The organism is Flavobacterium sp. WC2416 (assembly GCF_041200095.1).
GTDB lineage: Bacteria > Bacteroidota > Bacteroidia > Flavobacteriales > Flavobacteriaceae > Flavobacterium.
This window is the reverse complement of sequence record NZ_CP165626.1, coordinates 287,322-307,045: the sequence shown is the minus strand read 5'-3', so window position 1 is coordinate 307,045 and position 19,724 is coordinate 287,322. Positions and strand designations below refer to the sequence as shown.

The following is a 19,724-nucleotide window of genomic DNA, read 5'->3' as shown; positions in this document are numbered from 1 at the left end:
TTCGACTTTATGACTTTCAAACTAAAATAGTATGAAACTTACATTAAAAATATGGCGTCAAAAAAACGCCCAAGATAAAGGAGCAATGGTTGATTATCAAATCGACGGAATTGAGCCAGATATGTCTTTCCTTGAAATGCTAGACGTTTTCAATGAAGATTTAATGAGTAAAGGGGGTGAGCCAGTTGCATTTGATCACGATTGTCGCGAAGGAATTTGCGGAATGTGTTCTTTGTACATCAACGGTGAAGCTCACGGACCAGATAGAGGAGTAACCACTTGTCAATTGCACATGCGTATGTTCAAGGACGGTGATACTATTACTATTGAACCTTTCCGTGCAGCTGCTTTCCCAGTAGTAAAAGATTTAGTAGTTGACCGTAGCTCATTTGATAGAATCCAACATGCAGGAGGATTTATATCAGTGAATACTTCAGGAAATACAATCGATGCCAATACCATTCCAATCAACAAAGAGGATGCTGATAAAGCATTTGATGCTGCAGCTTGCATTGGTTGTGGAGCTTGCGTTGCAACTTGTAAAAACTCATCGGCTATGTTATTCGTAGCAGCCAAAGTTTCTCAATATGCATTATTACCACAAGGGAAAATTGAAGCAGTTGATCGTGTATTAAACATGGTGCACCAAATGGATGCTGAAGGTTTTGGTAACTGTACAAACACTGGAGCATGTGAGGTTGAATGTCCTAAAGGAATTTCTTTAGAGAACATCGCTCGTATGAACAGAGAGTACATGTCAGCAAGTTTAAAAGGATAATAATCCAAAATATTCTTTGTCAGTTCGAGCGCAGTCGAGAACACACAAAGAATCTACATTTTAAAAAACGCATTCATTCATTTGGATGCGTTTTTGTTTTTTGGGGTGTCCTCCGCAAAAGCTCCGGTCGGGCTATGCGTTGCAATCTTTTATTTCATTGCATTTCATAAAAGGATTCCCACTGCTATCCCTCACCCGAGAAAGAACAAAGAGGAGAGAAAAAACAATATACTTTATTAAAAATTCAGTACTCATTTGTAGTAAATTATTTGTTATATTTGATTGAGATGATATAACAAATAAGCAAACGAACCTTCGCTTATAAGATCTAAATTGGATGTAAAGGAGCAAGTTTGCAACTAGTATAAATAAGTTAGTTACTATTGCCAAAAAAACAAACTTCAAAAATGGAACAATTTGATAACGAAGTTTTAAGCCTTTTAGAAGAATTAAAACAGAAACACGATATAAGATTCGAAACACACGACGAGAATTATTGTGGTGTTTCTCAACAAAACAATACAGCTACCGTTTTCTATAATCCAAAGCAGTTTAACAATGCATCAATAGCGCATGAACTTTTACATGTTTGGTTGAGCAAATTTGAATATCATGTTGGAAGTCATATCTATTTGATGTGTTTATCTGATTCGAAATTATCAAAAATCATGACGAAATTTTTGTGCGATTATATTGAAAACCTTTTCGATCATAATAAGATGTACCCAAAATATAAAGAAATGGGATATTCGGATGAAGATTTTATAGTAAATGGTTTAGAACAAAAATGTTCAATTTCTGATATTAAACAACTTTCATTATCTCTTCTAAATGTTTATAACGCAAATTCGATTAATAGATTTATTGGATATTTGCTATCAATTTACGCCGACCATGTTTTTCACGATTATCTTGAACATCTATCTTTGCTAAAAAATAAAAATGCTGAACTTTTTAAAATTGTAACCGTGTTTTGGAATCGTTGGCTGATTTTTGATGTTACAGTTATAGATCCAATTTTTAATTCGTCATATGAAATCTCAAATTCCTTTCTTGATGAAATGGAAACTTGGGTTGCAAATAAAAAGATAAAGTAAAGGCAAAGCCTCCAGACTTTGCGCCTGTAACAATGAGAAGAAAACACAAGTCGGCGGACTAAAACAGCATAATTTTTTTTGATTAAATTTGGGTCTAAATTTCAGATTGAAGTTAGTATAGTGTATTTAAATACGGGTACAAAGTGGGGAGACTTTGCATAGTAAGAAAATATTGAAAAGTTAAATAAACGTGTGAAGCTAAATTAAAACAACTATATAGAAAATGAATCAGCAAAAAATTGAACAAGTTAAGAAGATATTAACGCACTGGAACCCTTTAGGAGACGCTAAACATAGGGTGACTGATTTAAATGACTATGAAACAGAAGTTGAAGATATTATTTTTGGACTTTCAATAGAATATGATTTTCCAGAAAAAGACATTACAATACAGCAGTTGTCTATAATCACTAAAGAAGTTTTGAATCAAGCTTTTAATTTGTATTTAACCAACTCAGAATGTGATGCCTATTCTGAAAAAATATTAAAAATTCTTAAATAGAAATAAATCGCATTTTCGTTTAGCCTTAAACACTCCTATTTTATAACTTAAAAAAAACCCGCTGTCCGAAGTGTTTAGTTTGTCGGTGCGTGCTGCGCAAAGTCTCCCAACTTTGTGCCTACAACAAGGAGCAGGAAATACAAATCGACAAACTAAAATAGCATAATCTTTTTTTAAACCCTTCTTTACTATCCGTGTAAATCCGTTTAAATCCGCGTCATCTGCGTCATCTGCATTCCAATTTCACATGTCATAATTCACGATAAAACACCATCATCTGTATTTCATTTTTTAGTAACTTTATAAAATGAAAGTAGTAGTAATACAGTCGGCCATAGTTTGGGAAAACCCAGATGCAAACAGAACTTATTTTGAAGAAAAAATCAATGCAATTGAGGATAGTATCAATCTCATTGTACTTCCTGAAATGTTTACAACCGGTTTTACGATGGAACCAGGCCAAGTGGCGGAGCCAATGAACGGCAAAACAGTGTTGTGGATGCAAGCTTTGGCGAAAGCCAAAAACTGCGCCATAACTGGAAGTGTTGTCATTGTAGAGCACTCAATTTTTTACAACCGCATGTTATTTGTATTTCCCTCTGGAGAAATACAGCATTATGACAAACGACATTTGTTTACACTCGCAGGGGAAGATAAAGTATACTCTAGAGGTGCTCAAAAATTGATTGTAGACTACCTAGGTTGGAAAATTTGTCCATTGGTATGTTATGACTTGCGATTCCCGGTTTTCTCTCGTAACGTAGAGGATTACGACCTATTGATTTATGTAGCAAGTTGGCCTAAAACTAGGATTAAAGCTTGGGATACTTTACTTGCAGCACGTGCTATTGAGAATATGAGTTATACTATTGGTGTAAATAGAATAGGGAACGACAATAATGGATATGAATATGTAGGTCACTCACAAGTGGTAGATTACTTAGGAGAACATTTGATTGAACCAATGGAACAGGAAGGTGTTTTTATAACCACTCTTGATAAACCTAAATTAATTGAAGTTCGTAAAAAGCTTAATTTTTTAAGTGATAAAGATAATTTTGAAATTATAAATTAAAAACTAGAATTTTTCTTGGGATCTATTTTCTTTTTTGGCTCAGGCGTATAAGGAAGGCTTACATCAAAAACTTGGTCTACATCCCAGTTGGCACGCACATCTATTTCTTTAGAAAAATAAACCACTTCTTCGGCGTATCTTTTTTCTAAATAATTACCAGCGTCATATTGTTTGTTTTTATTATCATCATAAATAATTCGAAGGGTAAATAGTGCGGGGTCAAGTAAATTGAAGTCGACGACATTGTTTTTTTCAGAATATTCTGAAGCGATGACGTCTCCTTTTGCATTGGTAAGCTCCACTATTACTGGAAAATGCTTTACGTTTTGCAATTGTACGCGTAGATTACCATATTCGGCAGTATTCTTTGTAGTTAGATTGTAGGTTAAGCTATCATTAGTTTTTTCATAAAAATCAGTAAGCGCACCTGGTAAAAGTGAAATAGTGTATTTTTCAGCAGGAGATTTTTTGAAATCAAAATATAGTTTTTGATTAAAATCATCATATTCGGTTGTAAAATCTATTGCTGTTGAATCTTTTGAAACTAATTTTATTTTTGAATTGTCAAATTTAATAAGCGGTATTGAGCTTTCTAAAGTGAATCGGTCTCTAAAATTCAATATCCCATTCTGCAAGGCAGATATGTTTAAAGAATCCTTTTTCTGATCTTTAACTTTCAACATGAAATTTTCTTGGTATTTCCCTTTGGAAACAGATAAAGCCAAAGAGTCTGCTTTTATAGGTTTATACCATATTTGTAAAGAATCTTTTTTTGGCATTTGTGTAATGATGGTTGGAATCACATCAGAACCTTTTTTAAGCGTGATTTGAGGTTTTGAGTTCTTTAAGTTTTGTTTGCCATTATAACCGAGTAATAATCGATTACCAGAAGCTTGACTAGGTTTTAAAGCTTTATAATCTAGTGTTTCTTTGAAGAGCTCCAACTCAAAAATGGAGTCGTTTGGGATAGTAATATATTGTTTTCTAAATCCTATTTTATCTTCTTTAGGGTTGAATTTATTGTTACTATTTTTATCTTTTAGAGCTACTAATAGATATTTTCCCGCTTTTAAATTTTCTAATCGAAACGTTTTTAAGCTATCTAAAGTATTAGTAACATATCTTGGAGTGTCTTTGTAGACAACCGAATCTTTAAAGCTGTCATTTACTTCATACAACATGACAGAGACAAAAGACTCTACTTCTTTATCGTAAGCATCTTTTATTTTGCCGCCTATAGCTAGTGAATCAATAAAATCTCCTGTAGAGAAGACATATTTAAATTGATTGTAAGGGTTACCTTCGTTGTTGTCAGCAATACTTTGACCAAAATTAAAACTGTAGGTGGTATTGGGTTGTAAGGTGTCTTTTATTTTTATGGTTAGAAACTTACTAGCAGTTGTAGGTAATATTAGAGGCTCCTGTTTCATAGGAGGTGAAATAATTAATTGCTTGTTTAGGTTTTTTAATTTTATGTTTTCGTCAAAAACTAATTTGATTTCATCGCCTTTAAAATTTGTGCTGAAGTTTTTTGGGAAGCTCATTGTTAAAACGGGAGCAATAGTGTCTTTAAGACCGCCTGTTATAGTTCCTCTTTTAGCACAATTGGCTAGTGATAATGCTAAAAGTATAAATATAATGAGTGTGCTATTTTTCAACATATAGAATTTGAATTTGATAATACAAAATAACAATTATATTTACGGTAATTGAAATTTTTATAGATTTATTATGATTGCCTAATTTGAATTGAAATAGAACGCTTTCATATGCTATAATGAAATAAGTTGTAGTTGTATTTTTGGGTAAAATTTTTTTGAGATTTTAATTAGTAAATTTGGAGTATTGTACAACAGGTTATACAAGATAAAGTTATTTAATAAAATTAGAGGAATGAGAAAAATTGAACATATTGGAATTGCAGTTAAAGATTTGGATGTATCTAATGCTTTATTCGAAAAATTATTTGGAGCTCCAGCTTATAAATCAGAAGAAGTGGCTAGTGAAGGTGTGATGACTTCTTTTTTTCAAAATGGCCCTAATAAAATCGAACTTCTTGCAGCTACAAACCCAGATAGTCCAATTGCTAAATTTCTTGAGAAAAAGGGAGAAGGCATTCATCATATTGCATTTGATGTGGAAGATATCGTTCAGGAAATTGCCCGATTAAAAAAAGAAGGCTTTATAGTATTGAATGATGTTCCAAAAAAGGGAGCAGATAATAAAATAGTAGCCTTTTTGCATCCAAAAAGCACAAATGGGGTGTTAATTGAGTTGTGTCAAGAAATAAAATAATTTTAGAATTCTTATAATCAGTAGTTTTGAATTTTTATGGTTTTATAATTGCAATTATCTAGAAAACTAAGTAAAAAATATTTGGAGTAAAGAAAAAATAGTAGTAATATTGCAAACTCTAAACCGGTCCTATAGCTCAGCTGGTTAGAGCACCTGACTCATAATCAGGTGGTCCCTGGTTCGAGCCCAGGTGGGACCACATTAACCCTTCAAAATTATTATTTTGAAGGGTTTTTTAATATAGGCAAAAACCAGACTAGTTAAAATATCGTATCTTTATATGTTAAAGGAGATTGTATGTTATTTAAGGTTAAATAGATTTTTTTTTGTCAGCTAATTTACTATTTTTGAAGCCAATGAAGATTGTGTCAAACAAATTTTATATTTTATTCATTTTCCTATTTTGGATTATGGACCTTACTGCTGGCAATGGTGCTGGTTCAGGTCCACCGTCTCCGACTGGAAAAAAACCACCACCTCCACCAGGGCTTCCAATAGACGATAATATTATAGTTTTATTTATTTTAGCGCTATTATTTGGGATATATATTATTTATACAAATACGTTAAAAACGAAGACTTCAGTTTAATAGAAGCTCTTGTAATTTTATACAAAAAGCCCCGTCAAAATATTTTGACGGGGCTTTTTGTATAAAATTAATTATGTTGTTATGCTATTAAATCTAGTACTAATGAGGGAAATAAACCTAAAGCAATATTCAAAACAATTGCAATTACCGCAACAGCATATATTACAACTGGCGTTCCTGTTCTTGTTTCATTAGCTTCTTTCGTATACATTGCAAGAATTAATTTAAAGTAGTATCCTACGCTTATAATCGAATTTACTACAGCAACTATTACTAAAGCAATATAACCAGCTTGAATCGTTTGATTGAATAAAACCATTTTTGCAAAGAATCCAGCAAAAATTGGAATACCCGCCATCGATAACAAGGAGGCAGTTAGAATTGCGGCCAATAAGGGATTAGTTTTTCCTAATCCATGAAAATTGGTGATATCTTCATTTTCGGTATTTTTACAAACATACAATATAACACTAAACGCTGCGATTCCTGCTAACGCATAAGCAGATGTATAATACAGTAAACTTCCAGCAGCATTTGTAATACTTAGTAATGTCATCAACATAAATCCAGCATGTGAAATTCCAGAGAAAGCCAACATACGCTTTACATTTACTTGACGCAATGCCATAATGTTACCCACTGTCATGGAAGCCATAGAAATGATTACAATTACGATTTGGAAAGAAGGAGACAAGTCTGCATTCATTACTGTTAGTAATTTAAATAAGGTAGCGATAGCAACAACTTTTGCCAATGTACTCATTAAAGCAGTCGTCAAAGCTGGTGAACCTTCATAAACATCAGGAGCCCAAAAATGAAAGGGTACAGCAGCAATTTTGAAAAACATTCCTATTGTTACTAATGCAATTCCGATAGGAAACCAAACTGGTAATTCAGCTGATCTTGACAATTCACTGATTTCAGTTACATCAAAAGTTCCCATAGCTCCGTAAATTAAACAAATACCGAACAAAATAATTCCTGAAGCAAAAGATCCCATTAAGAAATATTTCAATCCGGCTTCATTACTTTTGATACTTAATCTATTGCTAGCCGCCAAAATATAAAGAGCAATAGACAACACTTCTATTCCTAAAAAGAACATGGCTAAGTTCCCAAATGAAACCATTGCTACAGTCCCTGCCAATAAAAAAACTTTAATGGCGATAAAATCAGATATCTTAGTTTGGTGATTTTCATAAAATTTATGACTCAATGCTACTAAGAAAATCGTTAGTATGATAAACAAACCAGTGAATGCTGTAGAAAACTTACTCACAATAATCATATTATTGTAATACGATTGTGGAGAATTAAATTCAGATATGTTCAGACCAAGAATGGCCAATAATCCAATAATTGTTATAGGAACAATGGCTTTTCTTAATTCGAAAATTTCAAATAAAAGGCATAAAACACCTAATCCTATTATAGCTATTAATGTATTCATTTTTTTTATTTGACTAGTTAATTCTATTAATTTGAGTTAAAATATTTTCCAAACTTGGAGTAATCAAGTCTGTAATTGGTTTTGGATACAATCCGAAAAAAAATAATACTGCAATGATAAGTACCAAAGCTAATCCTTCTTTTAAAGTTACATCAGCAAACACTTTTGTATTGGTTTCTCCTAACATTACTTGTTGGTACATTTTTAACATATAGTAAGCTCCTAGGATAATCGTTGTTCCGCCTAAAAGAGCAAACCAAACATTGATTTGAGATAAACTATATAAAACCGTAAACTCACCCACAAAGTTGAAAGTAGTAGGCAAGGCAACTGATGCCAATACTAAAATCAAGAACATGGAAGCAAATTTTGGTGATTGTGTACGAATACCACCCATTTCAGCAATGGTTCTCGTTTCATATCTTCTGAAGATTATTTCAGAGATAAAGAACAATCCAACTACTACAAATCCGTGCGCAATCATTTGTAAAACCGCACCTCGTAATCCGTCAACAGTCAATGTATAGGTTCCTGCTGCAATTAGCCCTACGTGTGCTAACGAAGAGTAAGCCAGTAATTTCTTTAGGTCTTTTTGTCTTAAAGCGACAATCGATCCGTAGATTACTCCAGCGATTCCTAGAGCGATAAAGATGTTCATGTATTCTTTGGCTGCAAGCGGAGCAATTGGCAACTGCCAACGAATCACACTATATAATCCCATTTTTAACATGATACCAGATAGTAACATCGTACCTGCAGCGGGTGCTTTTTGGTACACATTCGCTTGCCAAGTATGGAAAGGAATAATTGGAATTTTAATAGCATATGCTAAAAAGAACGCCAAAAAGATCCATAATTGTTCTGCTGCGGATAAATTTAATTTATATAAATCTTCGATTAAGAAACTTCCTGCTTTTTGATATAGATAAATAAAAGCAACAAGCATAAATAAAGAACCTGCTAAAGTGTAGATAAAGAATTTTACAACTGCTTTTTTACGCTCTTCAGCATCGCCATTACCCCAAATTAATGCGATAAAGTAGATTGGAATTAAAGATAATTCCCAGAAGATATAATATAAAAGTCCATCTGCTGCAAGGAATGTTCCTACCATGGCAAATGACATAAATAAGATAAGTGCATAAAATGCTTTCGCATTTTTATATTCAGTACCAAATGAAGTGTAAATAATGATCGGTGTCAATGCTGTTGTCAATAAAAGCATGGCAATTGCTAATCCATCTGCCTTTAAAGCAAAAGAAACATTGGGTTGATTTATCCATTGGCATAAAAAGCTTATGTTTTCACCTAAATTATAATGGTTTAACAATACAATCGAACAGCCTAATGCTGCTATTCCAAAGAACAAAGCCACTTTTGAAGCTAGTTTATCACCAGCGATATAAGTTGCAAATGCGCCAACTAAAAGTATAATTAATATTAGAGATACATTCATAGTATAAAATTATTGAGCTAAAAATAAATAGGTTATGATGGCACAAATGCCTAATACAAAAACAAACAGATAACGTCCGATACTTCCGTTTTGTATTTTTTTACCTTGAAAACCTATTTCGTTGGTTACTTTTCCTAGACCGAAAACTAAAGACGATAAAGTAGTTTCTACATTATCTCTAAAGAATTTTGATAAACCGTTTATTGATTTTACAAATATAGAATCATAGATTTCATCAACATAGTATTTATTATAAAGTACTTTGGCAAATCCAGTAATTTGTGAATCTTCTTCTGGAACGCTATTTTGTTTAATGTATTTGGCGTAAGCAATCCCTATTCCAACTAATCCACCAATCACAGCAATTAACATCAAAGTGTATTCTGTTGTTCCAAAATGGTGTTCTTCAGTAGCTACTTTTGTAAATAATGGAGCCAAGTATTCGTTCAACCAGCTATTTGTAGGTAAACTAATTAATCCGCCTATAGTTGCTAAAATTGCTAGAACAATTAATGGGAACGTGATTAAAGAAGGACTTTCGTGTAAATGACTTTTTTGTTCAGCCGTACCTCTAAAATCATTAAAGAAAGTAAGGTATAATAAACGGAACATATAGAAAGCTGTCATTAAAGAAGCTAATGAAGCGATGAACCACAGTATTTTGTTGTGCTCAAAAGCAACCATCAATATTTCATCTTTCGAGAAAAACCCTGAAAAAGGAGGGATTCCTGAGATGGCTAATGAAGAGATTAAGAAAGTAATAAAAGTAATACCCATTACTTTTTTCAATCCACCCATTTTTCTCATGTCTTGTTCGCCATGTAACGCATGTATTACTGAACCTGATCCAAGGAACAAACAAGCTTTAAAGAAAGCGTGAGTGATGACGTGGAATACAGCTACTTCGTAAGCTCCTAATCCTAATGCCAAGAACATTAATCCTAGTTGAGAAACAGTAGAGTAGGCTAGTACTTTTTTAATATCCGTTTGAACTAATGCTATTGTTGCAGCTACAAGAGAGGTAACAGCTCCTACAATGGCAATGATGTTTTGAACATCTGGTGCAAGATCAAATAAGTAATTCAATCTGGTGATCATAAAGATTCCTGCAGTTACCATCGTTGCCGCATGTATTAATGCTGAAACTGGTGTAGGTCCTGCCATCGCGTCTGGTAGCCAAGTGTACAATGGGATTTGTGCTGATTTTCCACAAGCTCCTATGAACAATGCAAAAGCAGCGATAGAAATCCAATACATATTAAGATCAGTAGCACCTGTAATTGCAGTTTTTAAAGTAGCATAATCTAAAGTAGAAAACATAGATCCAATAATGAATATCCCGATTAGTAATCCAAGATCTCCAATTCTATTCATGATGAATGCTTTCTTAGCAGCATCATTGAATTCTTGATTTTTATGCCAGAACCCGATAAGAAGGTAAGAACAAAGTCCAACTCCTTCCCAACCGATGAATAATACCAATAAATTGCTTCCAATTACCAAAGTAATCATGAAGAAGATAAATAAATTCAAATAAGCAAAATACTTGTGCATGTTCTCGTCATCATGCATATAGCTGATCGAGTACATATGAATCAATGAACCAATACCTGTTACAAAAAGCAACCATAAAATAGATAATTGGTCTAAAAGAAAACCAAAGTCTACTTTGTAATTACTAATTTGAATCCAATCAAACAATTGAATTTGGATTGCTTGATGAGTTTGGCTAATCTGCATGAAAAAGTACACAGAAGCTGCAAATGAAGTTGCGACAGTTAATGTCCCAAGAATTCCAGAAGCCGATTTACCGATGCTTTTTCCGAAGAAAACATTAAATAAAAATCCTATAAAAGGAGCTAGTAATAAGAGTAAAGTTAAACTTGTATCCATTGAAATTTATCCTTTTAAGTTTTTTAAATTATTGATGTCAATTGAACCTAAATTTCTAAATATCGAAACTAGTATTGCTAATCCTACAGCAACCTCGGCAGCGGCCACGGCCATAGAGAAAAATACAAAAATTTGTCCTTGTGCATCTTGATGGTAAGTAGAAAAAGCAACAAACAAAAGATTGACAGCATTAAGCATAATTTCGATTGACATAAATACGATGATGGCATTACGTCTATATAATACTCCGAAAACTCCAATACTAAAAAGTATCACAGAAAGGAAGATATAGTTTTCGATGCCTATTTCATTTAAAATATTGTTCATGTTATTTCTCTGTTTTTTCTTTTTTAGACAATAGAACCGTTCCAATCATTGCTACTAAAAGCAAGATAGAGGCAAATTCGAATGGAACCATGTACTCATTCAATAGTACTTTTCCTAAAACTTTTATTGATTGGTAATCTTCACCAGTAAAGTCGTATTCACCAGTAATTGGTTTCGAGTTGATGAAAACAGCAAGTAGAACCAAGCAAATCAAACAAAAGGAAACAATAGCTCCTAAACGAGTGATTCTAGGTTTATGAACTTCATTTTCTTTATTCAAGTTCATTAACATGATCGTGAATAGAAACAAAATCATAATTGCTCCCGAGTATACTATGATATGAACCACGGCTAGAAACTGTGAGTTCAATAATAAATAATGTCCTGCAATCGAGAAAAAACAAACAACAAGATATAGCGCACTGTGAATTGGGTTTCTGCTAAAGATTGTCAAAAATGCAGTTGACAATGTGATGGCAGCTAAAACACAAAATATAATAAGTATAGTTGACATTAGTTGGCGTTTTTAAGTTGTGCATTTTTCATTGCGATATCTAATGGCATAACCAATTTATCTTTTCCAAAAATAAAATCTTCTCTTTCATAACTGGAAGGAACCAATACTTTTGAAGTAGTCAGGTAAATAGCGTCTTTTGGACAAGCTTCCTCACACAAACCACAAAAAATACAACGCAACATATTGATTTCATAAATCGAAGCATATTTTTCTTCACGGTACAAATGTTTTTCTTCCGGCTTACGTTCTTCGGCTTTCATGGTAATTGCTTCCGCAGGGCATGATAAAGCGCATAATCCACAAGCAGTGCAGTTTTCTCTTCCTTGCTCATCGCGTTTCAACATGTGTTGACCACGGTAAACGGGACTCATTTCACGTACTTGTTCTGGATATTGAATCGTAACTTTTCTTGTAAATAAATGCTTGATTGTAATCATCAAACCCTTGACAATTGCAACAATGTACATTCTTTCCAAAAAACTCATCTCTTTATTAGAGACTTGCTTTTTTCTTCCCGATAAGGATATGGCTTCTATTGACATTTTTTTATTTTTTATTTAAAGCTTCTTCCTGCTATTCGTTTCAATCTTTTATCCTGAACTTGTTTCAGGATCCTGAAACAAGTTCAGGATAAAAGGATTTCCACTGCTATCAGGGCTAGGCGTTTTTTTGATGCTATTTAAAATCCGAAATAAATGGCGATTTGATCTCTCAAAATCACAATTCCAGTGATTATAATATTGATGATTGATAACGGAATTAATACTCTCCAACCTAAATGCATCAATTGATCGTATCTAAATCTTGGAATAGTCCATCTTACCCACATGTAAAAGAAGATGAAGAAACATATTTTTCCAAATAAAACTCCAATTCCTATTACGTTAGCAATATTCACTCCCCAGTGTTCTACTGCCCAAGCCATTCCTGGATAGTTGTAAGCTCCAAAGAACAAAACAGCTATAATGGTAGAAGAAATAAACATATTTGCATATTCAGCAAATAGGTAGAATCCCATTTTCATAGAGGAATATTCCGTATGGTATCCACCAATCAATTCACTTTCGCATTCCGCTAAGTCAAATGGTGTTCTATTTGTTTCAGCAAAAGCACAAATTAAGAATATGAAAAATGATAATGGTTGGTAAAATACATTCCAGTGCATTCCGGGTTGTTGCGCAGCAATTTCTCTCAAACTCAATGTTCCTGTCATCATCAACAAAGCAATAATAGACAATCCCATAGCAACTTCATAAGAAATCATTTGTGATGCAGCACGAACCGCTCCCATCAAAGAGAATTTATTATTAGATGCCCATCCACCAATCATGATTCCGTAAACTCCCACTGACATTACACCAAATACATATAATAAGGCTACATCAATATCAGTCGCTTGTAAAATAATGTCTCTACCAAAAAGGTGAAACTTATCTCCCCAAGGAATTACTGCGCTGGTCATCAAAGCAGTACTCATAGCAATTGCTGGCCCTACGAAGAATAAAAATCTATTTTTTGTGTCAGGTTCAAATTCTTCTTTCGAGAATAATTTTAAACCATCAGCTAACGGTTGAAGAATTCCACCTTTACCAGCTCTATTTGGTCCAATTCTATCTTGAAGCCAAGCTGCTACTTTACGTTCAGCAAGCGTAGAATACATCGCCATTACCATTGTAATTGCAAAAACAACTAAGATGATGACACTTTTTTCTATAATTATAGTACTATCGATCATAGGTTAAAGATTTCCGTGATTAAATTTTTCTTGATCTTCTTTATCCAATGGGATAGCAGGCATGCTTATCTTTTTACGATCTTGTTCTCTACCTTTTAGAATTCCTTCTTCGGTAGCAATCGTTACTGTGTCTAGTTTTTGTGTGTAATTGTTTTGATTGATAACCGAATCTTTATCAAATTCTCTTGGTCCTTCAATAACCCAGTCCGCTGGATCTTTGTGGTCAAAACGACATTCATTACAAATGAATTCTTCTACTTCATGGTACACATCTTTACGACCTGTAACTCTTTGAATTTCGTCACCAAACATCCAAACCGTAGTTTTTCCACAACATCCTGGAGTAGTACACTCTCTGTGTGCATCGTAGGGTTTGTTGAACCAAACTCTTGATTTGAAACGGAATGTTTTGTCAGTTAATGCACCTACTGGACATACATCGATCATATTTCCAGAGAATTCATTGTCAATTGCTTTGGAAATACAAGTAGAAATATTCGAATGATCTCCTCTGTCCATAACTCCATGTACACGATTGTCTGTCAATTGATCAGCAACCATTACACAACGGTAACAAAGGATACAACGGTTCATATGTAATTGAATATTTGGACCTATATTTTCTGGTTCGAATGTTCTTTTTTCTTCTATGAAACGGCTTTTTGATTTTCCGTGTTCAAAACTTAAATCTTGTAAATCGCATTCTCCCGCTTGGTCACAAACTGGACAATCTAAAGGGTGATTGATCAATAAAAATTCAGTTACAGATTGTCTCGCTTCTCTTACTCTATCCGAAGATTTGCTGTTTACTTCCATACCATCCATGCATCCTGTTACACAAGAAGCCATCAATTTTGGCATAGGTCTTGGATCTGCTTCACTACCTTTAGCTACTTCCACTAAACAACAACGGCATTTTCCACCGCTTCCTTTTAGTTTAGAATAATAGCACATCGCTGGGGGAACAGATTCACCACCAATCATACGTGCTGCTTGCAGGATAGTTGTTCCTGGTTCTACTTCTATGCTTTGACCGTCTATTGTTACTTTCATTTCTTACTTTTGTTTTTTTAGTTTAAAGTTTAAAGTTTCAGGTTGTTACACTTGAAACTAAAAAAAACTTGAAACTTGAAACTATTTTAAACTGTTTGTTTTGTTACTAAGTGCTTTACTTGAGCAAATGGTTCTTCTACAAAGTGATTTCTATTTTTTATTTTTTCTGGGAAACGAACATGGTATTCAAATTCATCTCTAAAATGACGAATAGCTGCTGCTACTGGCCATGAAGCAGCATCTCCAAGTGGGCAAATCGTGTTACCTTCAATTTTACTTTGAATACTCCAAAGCAAATCAATATCTTCTTCACGACCTTGTCCGTTTTCAATACGCCACAATACTTTTTCTAACCAGCCTGTTCCTTCACGACAAGGGGAACATTGTCCACAGCTTTCATGGTGGTAAAAACGAGCAAAGTTCCAAGTGTTTCGTACAACACAAGAAGTGTCATTGTAAACGATAAATCCTCCAGAACCTAGCATTGATCCTGTTGCAAATCCTCCATCACTTAAAGACTCATACGTCATCAAACGATCATCACCGTTTGCTGTTTTATAAATTAAATCAGCAGGTAAAATGGGTACAGATGATCCTCCAGGTACTAAAGCTTTCAAAGGTCTATCAGAACTCATTCCGCCAAGATATTCGTCAGAATTCATAAATTCATAAACAGATAAGCCCAATTCAATTTCATAAACACCAGGGTTTTTTACATGTCCTGAAGCAGAAATTAATTTAGTTCCAGTAGATCTTCCAATCCCTATTTTGGCATATTCATCACCTGAATTGTTTACAATCCATGGCACTGAAGCAATTGTTTCTACATTATTTACCACAGTAGGATTTGCCCACAATCCAGAAACTGCTGGAAATGGAGGCTTGATACGAGGATTTCCTCTTTTTCCTTCTAATGATTCAATTAATGCAGTCTCTTCACCACAGATGTAAGCACCAGCCCCACAGTGAACGTAAAGTTCTAAGTCGTAACCTGTACCTAATATATTTTTTCCTAACCAACCGGCTGCTTTCGCCTCGGCAATGGCTCTTTCTAATATTTTATAAACCCACATGTATTCTCCACGAATGTAGATATACGATAGGTTTGCACCCAATGCAAAACTAGAAGTAATCATTCCTTCGATCAATAAATGAGGAATAAATTCCATCAAATAACGGTCTTTGAAAGTTCCTGGTTCTGATTCATCGGCATTACAAACTAAATGTCTTGGTTTTCCTGATTTTTTATCAATAAAACTCCATTTCATTCCAGCAGGGAATCCAGCACCACCACGACCACGAAGTCCTGATTTTTTTACTTCTTCAACAACTTCGTCAGGAGTCATTGCTTTCATTGCTTTCTCTACAGATGCGTAGCCACCTTCTTTACGATATACTTCGTAAGTTTTGATTCCGGGAACGTTTATTTTATCTAATAATATTTTTTTTGACATCTTATTTATCGTGTAATATTATTTTATTATCTCTACAATCAGCGATTAACTGATCAATTTTGTCTTCGGTAAGGTTTTCTTTGTAAAAATCACCCAATTGCATCATTGGTGCGTATCCACAAGCACCTAGACATTCAACTCCTTTTACTTCAAATAGACCGTCAGCAGTGGTTTCACCTATTTTAACGCCCAATTTTTCACAAGTATAGTCCATCAAATCTTCAGTTCCTTTTAAACAACAAGGAGAAGTTTGACAAAATTCAAACATATATTTTCCAATAGGTTTTTGATTGTACATGGAGTAGAACGAAACTACTTCATAGACTTCAATTGGTAGAATTTGAATAATTTCAGCGACTTTGTCCATTAGTTCTGTGCTAAGCCAATTTTCATGAGCATCTTGCACTTCGTGTAGAACGGGTAATAAAGCTGATTTTCGTTTGTCTGCGGGATAATGACTAATTAATTCATTGATGCGATTCATCAACTCGTCAGTCATATTTATTTCTTGTTTGTAAGGGGTACATTTCATAATTTATGCGTCTAATTCTCCTGCGATTACATTTAAACTTGATAAAATAACAATCGCATCTGATAGTAATGAACCTTTTATCATATCTGGATAGGCTTGGTAATAAATAAAACAAGGTCTTCTAAAATGCAATCTATAAGGAGTACGACTTCCGTCTGTTACTAAATAAAAACCTAGTTCCCCATTTCCACCTTCAACAGGATGATATATTTCTGCCACTGGAATAGGAACTTCTCCCATTACAATTTTGAAATGATAGATTAATGACTCCATATTAGTGTATACATCTTCTTTTGGAGGAAGATAATAGTCTGGAACATCTGCATGAAAATCATTTCCTTCTGGCATTTTTGCTAATGCTTGACGAATGATACTTAAGCTTTCCCAAACTTCGGCATTACGAACGCAAAAACGATCGTAAGTATCTCCTGATTTTCCAACAGGAATTACAAAGTCAAAATCTTCATAAGAGCTATATGGTTGTGCAACACGTACATCATAATCAACACCTGCAGCACGTAAGTTAGGACCTGTGAAGCCATAAGCCATAGCTTGTTCAGCAGAAATTGCACCTACATTAACTGTTCTATCAATAAAAATCCTGTTTCTTTCGAATAGGTTTTCAAATTCTTTCCAAGCTGCTGGAAACTCTTCTAAAAAAACATCTAATTTTCTAAAAGCTTCTGGTGACCAATCTCTTTCGAAACCACCAATTCTTCCCATATTAGTTGTCAATCGAGCTCCACAAATTTCTTCGTAGATTTCGTATACTTTTTCTCTAAATTGAAATACATAAAGGAAACCAGTATAAGCTCCTGTATCTACTCCTAAAATAGAGTTGCAAATAATATGATCTGTAATTCTGGCTAACTCCATTACAATTACTCTTAAATATTGTGCGCGCTTCGGTACTTCAATATCCAGTAGTTTTTCCAAAGTCATCCACCATCCCATATTGTTAATAGGAGACGAGCAATAATTCATTCGGTCTGTAAGTGGTGTAATTTGGTAAAAAGGACGGTTTTCAGCTATTTTTTCAAAAGCTCTATGAATATAGCCAATAGTAGGTTCCGCTTCTAAAATTCGCTCCCCATCCATCAACAAAATGTTTTGAAAAATTCCGTGCGTAGCGGGGTGAGTAGGACCTAAATTTAGAATTGAAAGCTCGCTTCCATCTTCGTTTAGCTTCTCTTTTATTATTTTAGCATATCGATGCTCTGGTGGTAATAATAGTTCTGACATTTATAGAATGTGAAAAATTATATATTCTGTTTTTAGCAATTGTCTATTGTTCTACCGAAAAAACGGTCGTCTTTATCGGTTCTTCCGCCGTCTTCCATTGGGAACTCTTTTCGCATTGGAAAAGAAATCATCTCATCCATATTTAAAATACGTTTCAATTGAGGGTGACCAATAAAGTTAACTCCATAAAAATCATACGTTTCTCTTTCCATCCAATTGGAGCTTAAGAAAATGTTTGATATTGTTTTTATTTCTGGTTTTTCACCATTAATAAAGGCCTTAATTTTTATGCGTTTGTTTTCGTACCAATTGTGCATATGATATACAATTGCAAACTGTCTGTCTACTTCGTTATCTGGATAATGAATACCACATAAATCAGTTAAAAAGTGAAAACGCAATATAGGGTCATTTTTCAAAAAAAGGATCACTGCCGTTATTTTGTCGGAAGCTACTTCTAATGAAAACACATCTCTTTCTTGATTAAAATTGAAGACCGTAGCACCAAATGTCTCTGTCAATTTATCCTGAATTTCTATTGTTTCTAAAGCCATTTTGTTATTTGATATTATAAGAAGCCAATAATTCTTGGTATTCTGGAGAACTTCTTCTTCTTACAGATTCTGTTCTAACTAATTCTTGTAATTTCATTACTCCATCTACTATTTGCTCTGGTCTTGGCGGACATCCAGGAACATATACATCTACAGGGATTACTTTGTCTATACCTTGTAATACAGAATACGTATCAAAAATTCCTCCTGAAGAAGCACAAGCACCAACAGCAATTACCCAGCGAGGTTCTGCCATTTGCTCGTATACCTGACGTAAAATTGGAGCCATTTTTTTAGAAATAGTTCCCATTACCATTAACATATCTGCTTGACGAGGAGAAAAACTAACTCGCTCAGATCCAAATCGTGCTAAGTCATAATGTGATGCCATAGTAGCCATAAATTCAATTCCACAACATGAAGTTGCAAAAGGCAATGGCCAAAGTGAATTGGCGCGAGCCATTCCTACTACATCATTCAGTTTTGTAGCGAAGAATCCTTCTCCTACAACACCTTCTGGCGGGGCAACCATTTTTATATTCGAATCGCTCATTTTTTATTTTTTTGAATTATATATTAGAAATATAGAATTGAAATTCAATATTTAAAATTATTCTTTATTCCCAAACTAACGCTTTCTTTTTGATGATATAGAAAAATCCAACCAATAGTAAAAGCATGAAAATTACCATTTTCACCATTCCTTCCATTCCTAGTTCTTTGAAGTTAATTGCCCATGGATACAGGAAAATTACTTCCACATCAAATAGAACAAATAATATCGCGACTAGAAAGTATTTAACAGAGAAAGGAATACGTGCATTACCAACGGATTCAACGCCACATTCAAAGTTTTTGTCTTTGATTTCTGACTTTCTTTTTGGTCCTAATTTGCCAGAAACGATAATGGTTCCTACTACAAATCCTACAGCAAGTATAAACTGTATTAAAATGGGAATATAATTTAGTTGATCAGATTGCATAATTATTATTTTTAGGTACTAAAATAAGTGACAAAGATAGGTTTCAAGGAATTAAAACACAAGTTAATGAATGAAATTAGTTTATTTGAAAATGTGTTTTTTAATTAATTTTTAATGATTATAAATAGTAGTGTATTTCGGTTTGAGTATAATCAAAAAAAAACGCTTCGAAATAAATCGAAACGTTTTTA

20 protein-coding genes and 1 tRNA gene are annotated in these 19,724 nt (G+C 33.8%); 6 read left to right on the top strand and 15 right to left on the bottom strand.

The annotated features are described in order from the left end of the window. The first annotated feature begins 31 nt into the window (after window positions 1-31). The 4 genes from AB3G39_RS01335 (at window position 32) to AB3G39_RS01320 (ending at window position 3,452) form a co-directional block, all read left to right on the top strand. Window positions 32-778, top strand: coding sequence for a succinate dehydrogenase/fumarate reductase iron-sulfur subunit (locus AB3G39_RS01335; protein WP_367773049.1), 747 nt, complete (start codon window positions 32-34; stop codon window positions 776-778). 407 nt (window positions 779-1,185) lie between these two features. Beyond that, window positions 1,186-1,875 carry a hypothetical protein gene (locus AB3G39_RS01330; protein WP_369765832.1) on the top strand — a complete coding sequence of 230 codons (690 nt, stop codon included), beginning with the start codon at window positions 1,186-1,188 and terminating at the stop codon, window positions 1,873-1,875. 223 nt (window positions 1,876-2,098) lie between these two features. After that, window positions 2,099-2,377, top strand: coding sequence for a hypothetical protein (locus AB3G39_RS01325; protein ID WP_367773053.1), 279 nt, complete (start codon window positions 2,099-2,101; stop codon window positions 2,375-2,377). Window positions 2,378-2,684: 307 nt separating this feature from the next. Continuing rightward, window positions 2,685-3,452, top strand: a complete 768-nt coding sequence (locus tag AB3G39_RS01320; RefSeq protein ID WP_369765831.1) for an amidohydrolase — start codon at window positions 2,685-2,687, stop codon at window positions 3,450-3,452. Here AB3G39_RS01320 and AB3G39_RS01315 read toward each other — a convergent pair. Beyond that, the gene (locus AB3G39_RS01315; protein ID WP_369752959.1) at window positions 3,449-5,113 is read right to left on the bottom strand and encodes an Ig-like domain-containing protein; all 1,665 of its coding nucleotides are present in this window, start codon (window positions 5,111-5,113) and stop codon (window positions 3,449-3,451) included. The genes AB3G39_RS01320 and AB3G39_RS01315 overlap by 4 nt on opposite strands. 232 nt (window positions 5,114-5,345) lie before the next feature. Between AB3G39_RS01315 and mce the strand changes: the two genes are divergently transcribed. Together mce and AB3G39_RS01305 are read left to right on the top strand one after the other, a co-directional pair. Further along, window positions 5,346-5,747 (top strand): methylmalonyl-CoA epimerase, encoded by a 402-nt coding sequence (mce, locus tag AB3G39_RS01310; RefSeq protein ID WP_367773060.1) that lies wholly within the window; start codon window positions 5,346-5,348, stop codon window positions 5,745-5,747. Between the two features lie 125 nt (window positions 5,748-5,872). Further along, a tRNA-Ile gene (locus AB3G39_RS01305) sits at window positions 5,873-5,946 on the top strand. A 470-nt stretch (window positions 5,947-6,416) separates the two neighbouring features. On the opposite strand, the gene AB3G39_RS01300 is transcribed toward AB3G39_RS01305, so the two are convergent. The 14 genes from AB3G39_RS01300 to AB3G39_RS01235 form a co-directional block, all read right to left on the bottom strand. Further along, window positions 6,417-7,787, bottom strand: coding sequence for an NADH-quinone oxidoreductase subunit N (locus AB3G39_RS01300; RefSeq protein WP_369765830.1), 1,371 nt, complete (start codon window positions 7,785-7,787; stop codon window positions 6,417-6,419). 13 nt (window positions 7,788-7,800) lie between these two features. Beyond that, a complete protein-coding gene (locus AB3G39_RS01295; RefSeq protein ID WP_369765829.1) occupies window positions 7,801-9,243 on the bottom strand; it encodes a NuoM family protein in 1,443 nt (480 codons plus the stop codon). Between the two features lie 9 nt (window positions 9,244-9,252). Then, a complete protein-coding gene (nuoL, locus tag AB3G39_RS01290; protein ID WP_369765828.1) occupies window positions 9,253-11,136 on the bottom strand; it encodes an NADH-quinone oxidoreductase subunit L in 1,884 nt (627 codons plus the stop codon). A 6-nt stretch (window positions 11,137-11,142) separates the two neighbouring features. Beyond that, the gene (nuoK, locus tag AB3G39_RS01285; RefSeq protein WP_007137055.1) at window positions 11,143-11,463 is read right to left on the bottom strand and encodes an NADH-quinone oxidoreductase subunit NuoK; all 321 of its coding nucleotides are present in this window, start codon (window positions 11,461-11,463) and stop codon (window positions 11,143-11,145) included. A gap of 1 nt (window position 11,464) precedes the next feature. Beyond that, window positions 11,465-11,977: an NADH-quinone oxidoreductase subunit J gene (locus AB3G39_RS01280; RefSeq protein WP_367756597.1), complete on the bottom strand. Its 513-nt coding sequence runs from the start codon at window positions 11,975-11,977 to the stop codon at window positions 11,465-11,467. Further along, a complete protein-coding gene (locus tag AB3G39_RS01275; RefSeq protein ID WP_367756599.1) occupies window positions 11,977-12,522 on the bottom strand; it encodes an NADH-quinone oxidoreductase subunit I in 546 nt (181 codons plus the stop codon). Before AB3G39_RS01275 ends, AB3G39_RS01280 begins: the two co-directional genes overlap by 1 nt. A 137-nt stretch (window positions 12,523-12,659) precedes the next feature. Beyond that, a complete protein-coding gene (gene nuoH / locus AB3G39_RS01270) occupies window positions 12,660-13,712 on the bottom strand; it encodes an NADH-quinone oxidoreductase subunit NuoH (protein WP_367774093.1) in 1,053 nt (350 codons plus the stop codon). A gap of 6 nt (window positions 13,713-13,718) precedes the next feature. Next, on the bottom strand, window positions 13,719-14,768 hold the full coding sequence (locus AB3G39_RS01265) for a 2Fe-2S iron-sulfur cluster-binding protein (RefSeq protein ID WP_367773067.1): 1,050 nt from the start codon (window positions 14,766-14,768) through the stop codon (window positions 13,719-13,721). 86 nt (window positions 14,769-14,854) lie between these two features. Then, window positions 14,855-16,222, bottom strand: a complete 1,368-nt coding sequence (gene nuoF, locus AB3G39_RS01260) for an NADH-quinone oxidoreductase subunit NuoF (protein WP_367773068.1) — start codon at window positions 16,220-16,222, stop codon at window positions 14,855-14,857. A 1-nt stretch (window position 16,223) separates the two neighbouring features. Next, on the bottom strand, window positions 16,224-16,754 hold the full coding sequence (gene nuoE / locus AB3G39_RS01255) for an NADH-quinone oxidoreductase subunit NuoE (protein WP_367756605.1): 531 nt from the start codon (window positions 16,752-16,754) through the stop codon (window positions 16,224-16,226). A gap of 3 nt (window positions 16,755-16,757) precedes the next feature. Beyond that, the gene (locus tag AB3G39_RS01250; RefSeq protein ID WP_367756607.1) at window positions 16,758-17,996 is read right to left on the bottom strand and encodes an NADH-quinone oxidoreductase subunit D; all 1,239 of its coding nucleotides are present in this window, start codon (window positions 17,994-17,996) and stop codon (window positions 16,758-16,760) included. A gap of 32 nt (window positions 17,997-18,028) precedes the next feature. Next, on the bottom strand, window positions 18,029-18,550 hold the full coding sequence (locus tag AB3G39_RS01245; RefSeq protein WP_367773069.1) for an NADH-quinone oxidoreductase subunit C: 522 nt from the start codon (window positions 18,548-18,550) through the stop codon (window positions 18,029-18,031). A 4-nt stretch (window positions 18,551-18,554) separates the two neighbouring features. After that, window positions 18,555-19,103, bottom strand: a complete 549-nt coding sequence (locus AB3G39_RS01240) for an NADH-quinone oxidoreductase subunit B (protein WP_367756611.1) — start codon at window positions 19,101-19,103, stop codon at window positions 18,555-18,557. Between the two features lie 64 nt (window positions 19,104-19,167). Next, entirely contained in the window at window positions 19,168-19,533 is a 366-nt protein-coding gene (locus AB3G39_RS01235; protein WP_367773071.1) for an NADH-quinone oxidoreductase subunit A, read from the bottom strand. Window positions 19,534-19,724 lie beyond the last annotated feature (191 nt).

What these genes read in the sequence shown, in the direction of transcription:
- AB3G39_RS01335 (WP_367773049.1), top strand. Translation starts at nt 32, where the DNA reads ATGAAACTTACATTAAAAATATGGCGTCAAAAAAACGCCCAAGATAAA.
- AB3G39_RS01330 (WP_369765832.1), top strand. Translation starts at nt 1,186, where the DNA reads ATGGAACAATTTGATAACGAAGTTTTAAGCCTTTTAGAAGAATTAAAA.
- AB3G39_RS01325 (WP_367773053.1), top strand. Translation starts at nt 2,099, where the DNA reads ATGAATCAGCAAAAAATTGAACAAGTTAAGAAGATATTAACGCACTGG.
- AB3G39_RS01320 (WP_369765831.1), top strand. Translation starts at nt 2,685, where the DNA reads ATGAAAGTAGTAGTAATACAGTCGGCCATAGTTTGGGAAAACCCAGAT.
- AB3G39_RS01315 (WP_369752959.1), bottom strand. Translation starts at nt 5,113, where the DNA reads ATGTTGAAAAATAGCACACTCATTATATTTATACTTTTAGCATTATCA.
- mce (WP_367773060.1), top strand. Translation starts at nt 5,346, where the DNA reads ATGAGAAAAATTGAACATATTGGAATTGCAGTTAAAGATTTGGATGTA.
- AB3G39_RS01300 (WP_369765830.1), bottom strand. Translation starts at nt 7,787, where the DNA reads ATGAATACATTAATAGCTATAATAGGATTAGGTGTTTTATGCCTTTTA.
- AB3G39_RS01295 (WP_369765829.1), bottom strand. Translation starts at nt 9,243, where the DNA reads ATGAATGTATCTCTAATATTAATTATACTTTTAGTTGGCGCATTTGCA.
- nuoL (WP_369765828.1), bottom strand. Translation starts at nt 11,136, where the DNA reads ATGGATACAAGTTTAACTTTACTCTTATTACTAGCTCCTTTTATAGGA.
- nuoK (WP_007137055.1), bottom strand. Translation starts at nt 11,463, where the DNA reads ATGAACAATATTTTAAATGAAATAGGCATCGAAAACTATATCTTCCTT.
- AB3G39_RS01280 (WP_367756597.1), bottom strand. Translation starts at nt 11,977, where the DNA reads ATGTCAACTATACTTATTATATTTTGTGTTTTAGCTGCCATCACATTG.
- AB3G39_RS01275 (WP_367756599.1), bottom strand. Translation starts at nt 12,522, where the DNA reads ATGTCAATAGAAGCCATATCCTTATCGGGAAGAAAAAAGCAAGTCTCT.
- AB3G39_RS01265 (WP_367773067.1), bottom strand. Translation starts at nt 14,768, where the DNA reads ATGAAAGTAACAATAGACGGTCAAAGCATAGAAGTAGAACCAGGAACA.
- nuoF (WP_367773068.1), bottom strand. Translation starts at nt 16,222, where the DNA reads ATGTCAAAAAAAATATTATTAGATAAAATAAACGTTCCCGGAATCAAA.
- nuoE (WP_367756605.1), bottom strand. Translation starts at nt 16,754, where the DNA reads ATGAAATGTACCCCTTACAAACAAGAAATAAATATGACTGACGAGTTG.
- AB3G39_RS01250 (WP_367756607.1), bottom strand. Translation starts at nt 17,996, where the DNA reads ATGTCAGAACTATTATTACCACCAGAGCATCGATATGCTAAAATAATA.
- AB3G39_RS01245 (WP_367773069.1), bottom strand. Translation starts at nt 18,550, where the DNA reads ATGGCTTTAGAAACAATAGAAATTCAGGATAAATTGACAGAGACATTT.
- AB3G39_RS01240 (WP_367756611.1), bottom strand. Translation starts at nt 19,103, where the DNA reads ATGAGCGATTCGAATATAAAAATGGTTGCCCCGCCAGAAGGTGTTGTA.
- AB3G39_RS01235 (WP_367773071.1), bottom strand. Translation starts at nt 19,533, where the DNA reads ATGCAATCTGATCAACTAAATTATATTCCCATTTTAATACAGTTTATA.